This window comes from Rhodococcus sp. KRD175 (genome assembly GCF_017168275.1).
GTDB classification, from domain to species: Bacteria; Actinomycetota; Actinomycetes; order Mycobacteriales; family Mycobacteriaceae; genus Rhodococcoides; species Rhodococcoides fascians.
In genome coordinates, this window is the sequence record NZ_JABFAQ010000002.1 from 102640 (window position 1) to 114967 (window position 12328).

10 protein-coding genes are annotated in these 12328 nt (G+C 64.0%); 9 read left to right on the forward strand and 1 reads right to left on the reverse strand.

What is annotated here, in order from left to right; translation table 11 throughout:
* Position 1: 1 nt before the first annotated feature.
* The 9 genes from nuoF to nuoN are packed head-to-tail and all read left to right on the forward strand — an operon-like array spanning position 2 to position 11793.
* Positions 2-1303, forward strand: a complete 1302-nt coding sequence (gene nuoF, locus J1M81_RS01145; RefSeq protein WP_032366451.1) for an NADH-quinone oxidoreductase subunit NuoF — start codon at positions 2-4, stop codon at positions 1301-1303.
* Entirely contained in the window at positions 1300-3906 is a 2607-nt protein-coding gene (locus J1M81_RS01150) for an NADH-quinone oxidoreductase subunit G (RefSeq protein ID WP_206497481.1), read from the forward strand. Before nuoF ends, J1M81_RS01150 begins: the two co-directional genes overlap by 4 nt.
* A 26-nt stretch (positions 3907-3932) precedes the next feature.
* Positions 3933-5213 (forward strand): NADH-quinone oxidoreductase subunit NuoH, encoded by a 1281-nt coding sequence (gene nuoH, locus J1M81_RS01155; protein ID WP_032391636.1) that lies wholly within the window; start codon positions 3933-3935, stop codon positions 5211-5213.
* A complete protein-coding gene (gene nuoI / locus J1M81_RS01160) occupies positions 5206-5751 on the forward strand; it encodes an NADH-quinone oxidoreductase subunit NuoI (RefSeq protein ID WP_032372587.1) in 546 nt (181 codons plus the stop codon). Before nuoH ends, nuoI begins: the two co-directional genes overlap by 8 nt.
* Positions 5748-6515 (forward strand): NADH-quinone oxidoreductase subunit J, encoded by a 768-nt coding sequence (locus J1M81_RS01165; RefSeq protein ID WP_206497482.1) that lies wholly within the window; start codon positions 5748-5750, stop codon positions 6513-6515. The genes nuoI and J1M81_RS01165 overlap by 4 nt, the downstream gene beginning before the upstream one ends.
* Positions 6512-6811, forward strand: coding sequence for an NADH-quinone oxidoreductase subunit NuoK (nuoK, locus tag J1M81_RS01170; protein ID WP_032383367.1), 300 nt, complete (start codon positions 6512-6514; stop codon positions 6809-6811). Before J1M81_RS01165 ends, nuoK begins: the two co-directional genes overlap by 4 nt.
* Positions 6812-6827: 16 nt before the next feature.
* A complete protein-coding gene (gene nuoL / locus J1M81_RS01175; RefSeq protein WP_045841817.1) occupies positions 6828-8699 on the forward strand; it encodes an NADH-quinone oxidoreductase subunit L in 1872 nt (623 codons plus the stop codon).
* Positions 8696-10234 carry an NADH-quinone oxidoreductase subunit M gene (locus J1M81_RS01180; protein WP_206497483.1) on the forward strand — a complete coding sequence of 513 codons (1539 nt, stop codon included), beginning with the start codon at positions 8696-8698 and terminating at the stop codon, positions 10232-10234. The genes nuoL and J1M81_RS01180 overlap by 4 nt, the downstream gene beginning before the upstream one ends.
* Positions 10231-11793 (forward strand): NADH-quinone oxidoreductase subunit NuoN, encoded by a 1563-nt coding sequence (gene nuoN / locus J1M81_RS01185; protein WP_206497484.1) that lies wholly within the window; start codon positions 10231-10233, stop codon positions 11791-11793. Before J1M81_RS01180 ends, nuoN begins: the two co-directional genes overlap by 4 nt.
* Positions 11794-11804: 11 nt before the next feature.
* Here the strand turns inward: nuoN and J1M81_RS01190 are convergent, their stop codons facing one another.
* Entirely contained in the window at positions 11805-12284 is a 480-nt protein-coding gene (locus J1M81_RS01190) for a DUF4188 domain-containing protein (protein ID WP_206497485.1), read from the reverse strand.
* Between the last annotated feature and the right edge of the window lie 44 nt (positions 12285-12328).

A 12328-nucleotide genomic window follows, 5' to 3' on the forward strand; every position in this document is an offset into this window, starting at 1 on the left:
CATGGCCCTGACGCCGGTGTTGAGCGAGTTCTGGGACGAGAAGAATTCCTGGACGCTCGACGTCTACCGCAGCCACGACGGATACCGCGGGCTCGAGAAGGCCCTCGCGATGGACCCCGACGACCTCATCGCCTTCGTCAAGGAATCCGGATTACGCGGTCGCGGCGGCGCAGGATTTCCGACCGGAACGAAGTGGAGCTTCATCCCGCAGAACGACGGTAAAGAGCATTATCTGGTGGTCAATGCCGACGAGTCCGAGCCGGGTACCTGCAAGGACATGCCCCTGCTGATGGCGAGCCCGCACACGCTGGTCGAAGGAATAGTGATCGCCGCGTACGCAATTCGCGCATCCCATGCATTCGTGTACGTCCGCGGCGAGGTAGTGCCGGTGCTACGCAGGCTGCAGGCTGCGGTCGCCGAGGCCTACGCGGCGGGCTATCTGGGAAAGGGTGTTCTCGGAACGAAATTCGACTTGGAGTTGGTGATCCACGCCGGAGCCGGCGCCTACATCTGCGGCGAGGAAACAGCCCTCCTCGACTCGTTGGAAGGTCGGCGCGGACAACCTCGGCTGCGGCCACCGTTCCCCGCAGTGGCGGGCCTCTACGCGCGCCCGACGGTGGTGAACAACGTCGAATCGATTGCCAGCGTTCCAGTGATCCTACGCAAGGGAATCGAGTGGTTCCGATCGATGGGTAGCGAGAAGTCGCCCGGCTTCACGCTGTACTCCATCTCGGGCCACGTCTGCCGTCCAGGCCAGTACGAGGCACCGTTGGGGATCACGCTGCGGGAGTTGCTCGGCTACGCGGGCGGGATCAGACCGGGACACGAACTGAAGTTCTGGACGCCGGGAGGATCCTCGACGCCGATGTTCACCGGCGAGCATCTCGATGTCCCACTCGACTACGAGGGCGTCGGTGCCGCCGGATCGATGCTGGGCACCAAGGCCCTGCAAATATTCGACGAGACGACCTGCGTGGTGCGAGCGGTGCTGCGCTGGACCGAGTTCTACGCACACGAATCCTGCGGCAAATGCACACCGTGCCGGGAGGGCACGTACTGGCTGGTGCAAATCCTGCGCCGCCTCGACGGTGGAACCGGCACCGAGGCCGACCTGACGACCCTGCTCGACATCGCCGACGGCATCGCCGGAAAATCCTTCTGCGCGTTGGGAGACGGTGCCGCCAGCCCGATCGTGTCTTCGCTGAAGTACTTCCGTGACGAATACATCCGTCACGTCACCGAGCAGGGATGCCCCTTCGATCCACACCGATCGACCCTGATGGCAGAGGAGCTGACGTCATGACTGCAGCAGCACACGGTCGTTCCGCGGGCTCCACTCCTGCATCTCCTGAGGTGTCGGTCGCCCCAGTAGAGATGGTGACACTGACCATCGACGACCACGAGATCAGTGTTCCCAAGGGCACGTTGGTGATTCGCGCGGCCGAGTTGATGGGCGTACAGATTCCGCGATTCTGCGATCACCCGCTGCTCGATCCGGTGGGTGCCTGCCGCCAATGTCTGGTCGATGTCGAGGGGCAACGCAAGCCGTTGGCGTCCTGTACGACGACCGTGGCCGAGGGCATGGTGGTGCGCACTCAGGTGACGTCGGAGGTCGCGGGCAAAGCGCAACGTGGCGTCATGGAATTGCTGCTGATCAATCATCCTCTCGATTGCCCGGTGTGCGACAAGGGCGGTGAGTGTCCACTGCAGAATCAGGCGATGGCCGCGGGTCGCACCGAGTCCAGGTTCACCGAGACCAAACGTACGTATCCCAAACCGATTCCGTTGTCGGCCGAGGTTCTGCTCGATCGCGAACGCTGTGTCCTGTGCGCTCGATGTACTCGCTTCGCGGCGCAGGTTGCCGGTGATCCATCCATCGAGCTGCTCGAACGCGGTGCCGTGCAACAGGTCGGCATCTTCGGCACCGAGCCGTTCGACTCCTACTTCTCGGGAAACACCGTCCAGATCTGCCCCGTGGGTGCACTGACGAACACCGAGTATCGGTTCCGAGCGCGCCCGTACGATCTGACGTCCTCGCCGAGCGTGTGCGAACACTGCGCAGGAGGCTGTGCGCAACGCACGGATCATCGTCGTGGCAAGGTCCTCCGCCGGTTGGCTGGTGACGATCCCCAGGTCAACGAAGAGTGGAACTGCGACAAGGGCCGGTGGGCATTCAAGTACGCCAGCGAGCCGGACCGCATCGGCGCACCGATGGTCAGAGACGAATCGGGGGCTCTGGTCGAGACGTCCTGGTCGGCTGCATTGGCGGCGGCGGCAACGGGACTGGCTGCGTCGATCGGGAACGCTGCGGTACTCGTGGGCGGAAGATCGACTGTCGAAGACTCCTACGCATACGCCAAGTTCGCGCGAACAGTGCTGCACACTAACGACATCGACTTCCGCAACCGTGCTCACAGCGCCGAGGAAGCGGAGTTCCTGGCCGGTCGTATAGCGGCGACGGGGCTGGGCGTGACCTACTCGGATCTCGAAAACGCTCCTGTGGTGTTGATGGTGGGGTTCGAGCCGGAAGAAGAGTCACCGCTGATGTTCCTCAGGTTGCGCAAGGCGCGCCGGACGCGCGGCGTGGTCGTGGCGTCGATCGCACCCTGGGCCAGCCGCGGTCTGCGCAAGCTCGACGGGGTGCTCCTGCAGTCGATTCCCGGCGAGGAACCACAGTGGCTCGACGCACTGCACGTCGGTGACCGGGGTACCGAATCGATCGCCCAGCTCCTCCGGAGCCCGGGAGCGATCGTGCTCGTGGGCGAGCGGCTCGGTTCCGTTCCCGGTGCATTGTCCGCAGCGTCGAAGTTGGCCGACGACACCGGAGCGAACCTGGCATGGATTCCGCGACGGGCAGGAGAGCGCGGTGCCCTCGACGCAGGCGCGTTGCCGAACCTGCTGCCGGGCGGGCGGCCCGTCGCCGACGCCGCCGCCCGCGCCGAGGTGGCAGCCGTGTGGGGAGTGACAGAACTCCCTACGGACGCGGGCCGAGATACCGCGGCGATACTGGCGGATGCCGGGCCTGACCGCGCCCTGATCACCGCAGGGATCGACCCGGACGATCTGCCCGATCCGCAGGGTGTGCTCGACGCGGTGGACCGATCGGCATTCGTGGTCAGCCTCGAACTACGCCACAGCGCCGTCACCGAGCGGGCCGACGTGGTGTTTCCGGTGGCACCGGTGGTCGACAAGCCCGGAACCTTCGTCGACTGGGAGGGCAGGCCTCGCACGTTCGACACGGCACTCGGTGCCGGCGCAGTATTGCCCGACCAACGCGTTCTCGACGCCATTGCCGCGCAGATGGGAGTCGAACTGTCGCTACCCGACGCGGCTGCGGCGCGCGGCGAGTTGGCACGGCTGGGAGCCTGGAGCGGATCACGGATTCCTGTGGCTCGAGTGGCACCACGGCGAGATATGCCGACGCTCTCCATCGGCCAGGCAATTCTGGCCACCTGGCGAATGCTCATCGATTCGGGACGGATGCAGGACGGCGAGGACAATCTCGCGCAGACCGGCCGGGCACCCGTGATCAGGCTGTCCGAGACGACGGCGTCGAGCATCGAAGCGTCGCCCGGCGACCTGGTCAGGGTCGAGACGGGCCGGGGCTCGATCACCTTGCCACTGAAGATCACCGATCTACCCGACAACGTGGTGTGGGTACCGATGAACTCGCCCGGTTCTTCGGTGTACCGCTCACTCGGCGCAGAGTCGGGTGCGGTGGTGAGGATTTGCAGGGATCAGCCTGCGGAACGACCCGAGGGTGCGGGAGTGGAGCCTGCGGATCGACCCCAGGGTGCGGGAGTGGAGCCTGCGGATCGACCCGGGGGTGCAGGAGTGGAGCCTGCGGATCGACCCGAGGGTGCAGGAGTGGAGCCTGCGGAACGACCCGAGGGTGGTGCATCGTGATTGTCGCAGCGCCGACCGATCTGTCGATGTTCGGCACCGACCCGTGGTGGCTGGTGGTCGGCAAGGCCCTGGCAGTCTTCGTTTTTCTGGTGCTCACACCGCTCGTGGCCATCTATGCCGAGCGCAAGATCATGGCGTGGATGCAGATGCGCGTCGGGCCCAATCGTGTGGGTCCGTGGGGACTGCTGCAGTCTCTGATGGACGGGATCAAGCTCGCTCTGAAAGAGGGAATCACTCCGACCGGCGTCGACAAGCCGATTTACATTCTGGCTCCGATCATTTCGGTGGTCCCTGCCTTCATGGCCTTCGCGGTGATTCCGTTCGGTCCCGAGGTGTCGGTGTTCGGCACTACGACTCCGCTTCAGATGACCGACCTGCCGGTGGGGGTTCTGTACATCCTCGCGGTCACCTCGGTGGGTGTGTACGGGATCGTCCTGGCCGGTTGGGCGTCGAGTTCGACGTATCCGTTGCTGGGTGCACTACGTTCGACGGCTCAGGTCATTTCCTACGAGGTTGCGATGGGGCTTTCGTTCGCTGCGGTGTTTCTGTACGCGGGCACCATGTCGACGTCCGGAATCGTTGGTGCGCAACAGAACACCTGGTACGTGTTCCTGTTGTTGCCGTCGTTTCTGGTGTACGTGACGGCGATGGTGGGTGAAACCAACCGCGCGCCGTTCGACTTGCCCGAGGCCGAGGGGGAGTTGGTGGGCGGGTTCCACACCGAATATTCCTCCTTGCGTTTCGCGATGTTCATGCTTGCCGAGTACATCAACATGGTCACGGTGTCGGCGCTCGCGACCACGTTGTTCCTGGGTGGCTGGCGGGCTCCGATTCCGTTGAGTCTGTGGAGCGGTGCCAATTCCGGGTGGTGGCCGGTGCTGTGGTTTGTCGCCAAGGTGTGGGTGTTCCTGTTCGTCTTCATCTGGTTGCGGTCGACGTTGCCGCGGTTGCGTTACGACCAGTTCATGAACTTCGGCTGGAAGATCCTCATTCCCGTCGCTCTGATCTGGGTGATGGTGATCGCGACGGTGCGGGTACTGGGGGCCGGGCGATACGACGTACCTTTGGTCACGTTCGTGGTGTCGACGATCTTTGCAGTCGCCGTCCTGGGTTCGCTGCTGCTCTTACTGCGCCGCCGCGCGCGCACACGAAACCTGCCGCCTGCTGCACCCGTCGCACCGTTCGACGCTGCGGCGGGCGGGTTTCCCGTACCTCCCATTCCGAAGCAGGGCACGAACATCGCGAGCCGGCACGCCGGCGCACGGTCCACCGTGGCCGCGTCCCAGAAGGAGAACGCCGATGCCTGAATTCCTCGGTCCTATAGCAGGTTTCGGTGTCACCTTCGCCACCATGTTCAAAAAGCCCGAAACCGAGCTGTATCCGGAGGAGAAGAAGCCGACCGAGGTGCGTTATCACGGCCGCCATCAGCTCAACAGGTACGCCGACGGGCTCGAGAAGTGCATCGGTTGCGAACTCTGTGCGTGGGCCTGCCCGGCCGACGCGATCTATGTCGAAGGTGCCGACAACACCGAGACCGAACGGTTTTCGCCGGGCGAGCGATACGGCGGGGTCTACCAGATCAACTATCTCCGGTGCATCGGCTGCGGACTGTGTGTGGAGGCCTGTCCCACACGGGCTCTGACGATGACCAACGAATACGAACTGGCCGGTGACAACAGAGCCGACCTGATCTACGAGAAGGATTCGCTGCTGGCACCGCTGGAGCCGGACATGGTGCCGCCGCCGCACGCGATGGCACCGGGGTGTTCGGCAGAGGACTACTACCGCGGTGCCGTCACCGGTGCCGAGAGCGAGGCCGACACCGATCGAGGGCCGGTTCGATGACTGCCGCCGTTCAGCTCGCGCTCGAGGCAACCTCCACCGGCGAGGCCGTGCAGTTCTGGACCCTCGGTGTCGTTGCGGTCATGGGTGCACTGGGTGTGGTGATGAGCACGAAGGCCGTCTACTCGGCACTGTTCCTCGCGGCCACCATGGTCGTTCTCGCTACCTTCTACATGGCCCAAGGGGCCCTGTTTCTCGGTGTCGTGCAGATCGTCGTCTACACCGGCGCGGTCATGATGCTGTTTCTGTTCGTCCTGATGCTCGTCGGGGTCGACACCTCGGAGTCGTTGACCGAGACACTGCGCGGGCACCGTATCGCGGCCGTCGTCATCGGAATCGGCTTCGGGCTGTTGATCATCGGGGTGCTGCTGCGCGACTCGGCCCGCGCCGGGCGACTCGATTTCGCCGGACTCGACGCGGCCAACTCCACCGGAAACGTAGAAGGCCTGGCCGAGCTGATCTTCGTCGAGTACGTCTGGGCGTTCGAGCTGACCGGCGCGCTGTTGATCACGGCCACCATCGGGGCGATGATTCTGGCGCACCGGGAGGCTCTGGGACCGGTGAAGGGTCAGCGGGAGATGTCGCAGGACCGGTTCCGTGACGGCTCCAGGGTGACGCCGCTGCCGAGCCCCGGTGTGTTCGCTCGTCACAACGGCGTCGATCGACGGGCTCTGCTCCCGGACGGAAGCGAGTCGGACTCGTCCGTCAACGCACTGTTCGCCGATCGAGGCATCGAGTACAAGGTGGACGGGGGTGACGCGCGATGAATCCAGAAAATTACCTCTACCTGTCGGTTCTGCTGTTCACGATCGGCGCAGCGGGCGTCATCGTCAGGCGCAACGCCATCATCGTGTTCATGTGCATCGAATTGATGCTCAACGCAGTCAATCTCGCGTTCGTCACGTTCTCTCGCATGCACGGCAATCTCGACGGCCAATTGTTCGCGTTCTTCACCATGGTGGTCGCTGCAGCCGAGGTGGTGGTGGGCCTGGCGATCATCATGGCCATCTTCCGTTCTCGTCGCTCGATCTCGATGGACGAGAACAATCTGATGAAGAACTGACGGGGGAGCAGAAACGATGTCGATCCTGTGGCTTCTCCCGGCTCTGCCGGCCTTCGGTGCGGCCGTCCTTCTGCTCGGTGGCCGGCGCTGCAACTCGTGGGGCCACCTTCTCGCGACGGCCGCCGCGGTGTCGTCGTTCGTTGTTGCGGCGCTGGTGTTCTCGTCGATGCTCGGACGGGACGAGTCGGACAGAACACTCACTCACACGCTGTTCCGCTGGGTGCCCGTCGACGAATTGCAGGTCGATTTCGGCATGCGTGCCGATCAACTCTCGATCTGTTTCGTCCTGTTGATCACCGGGGTCGGATCACTCATTCACGTGTACTCGATCGGGTACATGAGCCATGACCCGGAGCGGCGACGCTTCTTCGCGTACCTCAATCTGTTTCTCGCAGCCATGCTGCTGCTGGTGCTGGCAGACAATTTCCTCGGCCTCTATCTGGGGTGGGAGGGTGTCGGTCTGGCGTCGTACTTGCTCATCGGATTCTGGCAACACAAGCCATCGGCAGCGACGGCTGCTCGAAAAGCGTTCGTGGTCAACCGCGTCGGCGATATCGGCTTGGCCATCGCCCTGATGATCATGTTCGTGAACTTCGGGTCTGTGCAGTACGACGTGGTGTTCGCGGGAATCGGGAACGCGGGTGAATCGGTGGCGACCGCCATGGCACTGATGTTGCTGCTGGCGGCCTGCGGAAAGTCGGCCCAGGTGCCGCTGCAGTCGTGGCTCGGCGACGCGATGGAGGGCCCGACGCCGGTCTCCGCACTCATCCACGCGGCGACGATGGTCACCGCCGGGGTGTATCTCATCGTCCGATCCGGACCGGTGTTCGAGGCCTCGCCGGTGGCGCGGGCGGCGACCGTCACGGTCGGCGCGGTGACGTTGCTGTTCGGTGCCGTCATCGGTTGTGCGAAAGACGACATCAAGAAGGCGCTCGCCGCCTCGACGATGAGTCAGATCGGGTACATGGTGCTCGCGGCCGGACTCGGCCCGTCCGGTTATGCCTTCGCCATCGTGCTGCTGCTGTCGCACGGATTCTTCAAGGCAGGCCTGTTCCTGGGGGCCGGCTCGGTGATGCACGCGATGAACGACGAGACCGACATGCGACGGTTCGGCGGGCTCCGTGCCGCGATGCCGATCACGTTCGTCACGTTCGGTCTCGGCTACCTCGCCATCATCGGAGTTCCGCCGTTTTCCGGTTTCTTCGCCAAGGATCCGATCATCGAGACTGCGTTCGCGGCCGGGGGAGCGGCAGGTGTGGTGCTGGGCTGCGTCACGTTGCTCGGTGCGGGCTTGACGGCCTTCTACATGACTCGGGTGATGCTGATGACGTTCTTCGGCCCGAAACGCTGGTCGGCGCAGGCACATCCGCACGAAGCGTCGGCGACCATGACGGCTCCGATGATTCTGTTGGCCGTCGGCTCGGTGGCATCGGGTGCCTTCCTTGCGGTGGGTGGACGCCTCGAGACGTGGCTGGAACCGGTGGTGGGATCGGCGCACGAAGAACACGCGATACCTGCCTGGGTCGTGACGGTCGCAGTTTTGGCGGTGGTACTCGTGGGTGCAGGCGTCGCGTACCGGAAGTACATCGCTCGTGACGTTCCCCCGACTCCACCCGAGGACGTATCGGTGCTGACCAGAGCCGCACGCGCTGACCTGTACGGCGACGTCTTCAACGAGGCAGCATTCATGCGGCCCGGTCAAAAGCTCACGAACACAATGGTATTCGCCGACAAGGCGGGTATCGACGCGGTCGTGGACGGGGTGGGGAGATCCATCGGCGGAGTATCCACTCGATCGAGGCGGCTGCAGACCGGATTCGTACGGTCCTATGCGTTGGCGATGTTCGCGGGGGCAGTTCTCGTCGTGCTGATGGTGGTGGTCCTGTGACGTTCCCCTGGCTGACCGTCCTGTGGGTTCTGCCGATTCTCGGCGCGATTGTCGTCGCCCTGGTGCCGGCCGATCGACCGACGATCGCACGCAGCGTCGCCGTGGGCTTCGCCGCCGGCACACTCGCGGTGTCGGTGGTACTCGCCGTGGCATTCGACTCCGGTGGCGATCGCTACCAGTTCCTCGAAGACCATTCGTGGATAGCGGCATTCGGTGCGCGCTACACGCTCGGCCTCGACGGAATAGGCCTCGTGCTGGTGTTGCTCACCACCGTTCTGACCCCATTGCTCCTCGTCGCGGGCTGGCACGACGGCAGCCGTGTGGCGAACTACGGATCGCGCCGGGTCTCGCACACCTACATGGCGTTGATCCTGGTGGTCGAGTCCATGGTGCTCGTCTCGTTCCTCGCGTTGGACGTATTGCTGTTCTACATCTTCTTCGAGGCGATGTTGATTCCGATGTACTTCCTCATCGGTGGTTTCGGTGGTACCGAGCGCACGCGTGCCGCGGTGAAGTTCCTGCTGTACAACCTGTTCGGTGGCCTGGTGATGCTGGCTGCCGTCATTGGGTTGTACGTCGTCACGGCCAGGCCCGACGGCCCGTTCGACGGCGGGACGTTCGATTTACGCGCGATCGCGGATGCGGCGTCATCGGGGGGACTCGGTGTGGATCCGATGGTTCTGAACGCGCTGTTCCTCGGCTTCATGTTCGCGTTCGCGATCAAGGCACCGCTGTGGCCGTTCCACACGTGGCTACCCGACGCTGCAGTGCAGTCCACCCCGGCGACTGCTGTGCTGATGATGTCGGTGGTGGACAAGGTCGGCACCTTCGCCATGCTGCGCTTCTGCCTCGAGCTCTTTCCCGGTTCGTCGCAGACGTTCGCCCCGTGGATCATCACGCTCGCAGTAATCGGAATCGTGTACGGCGCGATACTGGCGATCGGTCAGACCGACATGATGAGACTCATTGCCTACACCTCGATTTCGCACTTCGGATTCATCATCCTCGGCATCTTCGCGATGACCGGTCAGAGTCAGGCCGGTGCCACGCTGTACATGGTCAACCATGGAATCTCCACCGCCGCATTGTTCTTGATCGCAGGCTTTCTCGTGTCCCGTCGTGGTTCACGCGCGATCGCCGACTACGGCGGCGTCCAGAAGGTCGCGCCGGTGCTCGCCGGAACGTTTCTGATCTCTGGTCTGGCCACGCTCTCGCTACCCGGTCTTGCCCCGTTCATCAGCGAATTCTTGTTGCTGATCGGCACATTCGGTCGCTACGGCGTCGCCGCAATCGTGGCCACCGGTGCGCTCGTGCTGTCGGCGATCTACATTCTCTGGCTCTACCAACGGGTGATGACGGGGCCCGTCCGAGAGGGCAGCGACAAGATCTCCGATCTCGTTCCCCGTGAGGCGTTGGTGGTGGTCCCGTTGCTCGCGCTGCTGATCGTGTTCGGGGTGTACCCGAAACCGGCACTCGACATCATCACTCCGGCAGTGCAATCCACGATCGTCGACAGTGCAGGAGGTCAACGATGACCACTCCCGAAGTGCAGTACGGTCTGCTGTCGCCCATGTTGATCGTCTTCGGTGTCGCGGTTCTCGGGGTTCTCGTCGAGGCGTTCGTACCGCTACGTGCTCGTCGCGCAACCCACGTGGGTCTCGCTCTGGCAGGGCTGGTCGGCGCCCTCGCGGCAGTGCTCGGCCTGGCCGGCACCGAGGCAGCCGCGATGAACGGGGCCGTCGCGATCGACGGACCGACTCTGTTCCTGCAGGGAACCATTGTGCTCGTGGCAATTCCGGCCATCGCACTGTTGGCGGAGCGCACCGTCGCCGTCACCGGGGCCGGGGCCGAGCGCCGCATCGACTCGTTCACTCCGCAGGCCTCGACCACGCCGGGCAGCGTGGCAGAGAAGCAGGCCATCGATGCAGGCGTCGCCCAGACCGAGGTCTTTCCACTGGCGATGTTCGCGATCGGAGGCATGCTGCTGTTTCCGGCGTCCACGGATCTGCTGACGATGTTCGTGGCGCTGGAAGTGCTGTCGTTGCCGCTGTATCTGCTGTGCGGACTGGCGAGACGAGGACGACTGCTCTCTCAGGAAGCAGCCCTCAAATACTTTCTGCTGGGCGCGTTCTCGTCTGCGTTCTTCCTGTTCGGAGTCGCGTTCCTCTACGGCTACGCCGGGACGGTCCGATTGGACGGAATCGCCGACGCCATCACGGCAGACGGTCAGGGCAGATCACTGGCACTGATCGGAACCGCCTTGCTTGCGGTGGGTCTGCTGTTCAAAGTCGGTGCCGTGCCTTTCCATTCGTGGATTCCCGACGTCTACCAGGGTGCCCCCACTCCGGTGACGGCGCTGATGGCCACCGTGACCAAGGTGGCGGCCTTCGGTGCGATTCTGCGAATCTTCGGAATGGCGCTGCCCGGTCTCGAGTCGAGTTGGCGTCCGATGTTGTGGGTGATCGCCATCGCCACGATGGTGCTCGGTTCGGTTGTCGCGGTGACGCAGACCGACGTCAAACGGATGCTGGCCTACTCGTCCGTGGCGCACACCGGGTTCATCCTCACCGGAGTGACTGCGCTGGGTAGTTCGGGTGATGTACGTGATTCGGGGGTGTCGGCCACGATGTTCTACCTGCTTGCCTATGCCTTCAGCACGCTGGGTGGATTCGCGGTCATCGGTCTGGCCCGAGACGAACGCGGTGAGGTGAGCGACCTGGAGCGATGGGCGGGTATCGGTCGCCGCTCGCCGCTCGTCGCCGCTGTGTTCGGTTTGTTTCTGCTCTCGTTCGCCGGGATCCCGCTCACCAGTGGGTTCATCGGTAAGTTCGCGGTGTTCAGCGCAGCCTCGGGTGCGGGGGGAGCCGCACTGGTCGTGGTCGGAGCGGTGTGCAGTGCGATTGCAGCGTTCTTCTACGTGCGCGTGATCGTGCTGATGTTCTTCACCGAACCCAGCGAACGGACCGCCACGGTGGTGCGTCCTACCGCGCCGGTGGCCTGTGCGATCGGGGTGTCGGTGGTCGTCACCGTGGCACTGGGAGTCTTTCCTCAGCCCGTTCTCGATATCGCCGCGCGGGCCGGGAACTTCCTCTAGCACGTACGGGCCTACTTCGCGGACTTCATTCGCTGCTTCCACGTGTGCGAGCCGGTGCCGACGGGGATCCCACCGATAGCTCCCGCGAGGCCGAAATTCGGCATGTTGACGTAGATCGCTTCACTGTCCTGGGCTGTCGCGGTATAGGTTTCGTGCCATACGCCGACATGGCCGGTCGCAGCGACCGATCGGTTGAAGGCACGCCAGGCGGGGGCATGTGGTGCGTCGGGATCGGAGGCGAATCGCGTCAGGTCTTCCGCGTTGCGCCAGTAACTGACGAGCATGGTGGTGCGGCCCAACCACGAGTGGTAGCCGAGCAGTCCGGAGGTGGGATCCTGCTCGAGGTGGCTGAGCATCCGCGGCATCGCGCGCGCGGCGGGAAGCCAGGAGCGAACGGCAAGGGGATTGTTGATGCGCATTCCGATGAGGAAGACCGTGACGGTGTCGCGGTCGGATTCGACCGTGGTGCGGCCGTCGATGATGGATTGCATGTCGTATTCCCGTCTGTTCGTTTCGGGGCCGAGCACATGGCGTG

Bases quoted from the DNA above. Each gene is read 5' to 3' on its own strand.
- nuoF (WP_032366451.1), top strand. From the start codon at position 2: ATGGCCCTGACGCCGGTGTTGAGCGAGTTCTGGGACGAGAAGAATTCC.
- J1M81_RS01150 (WP_206497481.1), top strand. From the start codon at position 1,300: ATGACTGCAGCAGCACACGGTCGTTCCGCGGGCTCCACTCCTGCATCT.
- nuoH (WP_032391636.1), top strand. From the start codon at position 3,933: ATGTTCGGCACCGACCCGTGGTGGCTGGTGGTCGGCAAGGCCCTGGCA.
- nuoI (WP_032372587.1), top strand. From the start codon at position 5,206: ATGCCTGAATTCCTCGGTCCTATAGCAGGTTTCGGTGTCACCTTCGCC.
- J1M81_RS01165 (WP_206497482.1), top strand. From the start codon at position 5,748: ATGACTGCCGCCGTTCAGCTCGCGCTCGAGGCAACCTCCACCGGCGAG.
- nuoK (WP_032383367.1), top strand. From the start codon at position 6,512: ATGAATCCAGAAAATTACCTCTACCTGTCGGTTCTGCTGTTCACGATC.
- nuoL (WP_045841817.1), top strand. From the start codon at position 6,828: ATGTCGATCCTGTGGCTTCTCCCGGCTCTGCCGGCCTTCGGTGCGGCC.
- nuoN (WP_206497484.1), top strand. From the start codon at position 10,231: ATGACCACTCCCGAAGTGCAGTACGGTCTGCTGTCGCCCATGTTGATC.
- J1M81_RS01190 (WP_206497485.1), bottom strand. From the start codon at position 12,284: ATGCAATCCATCATCGACGGCCGCACCACGGTCGAATCCGACCGCGAC.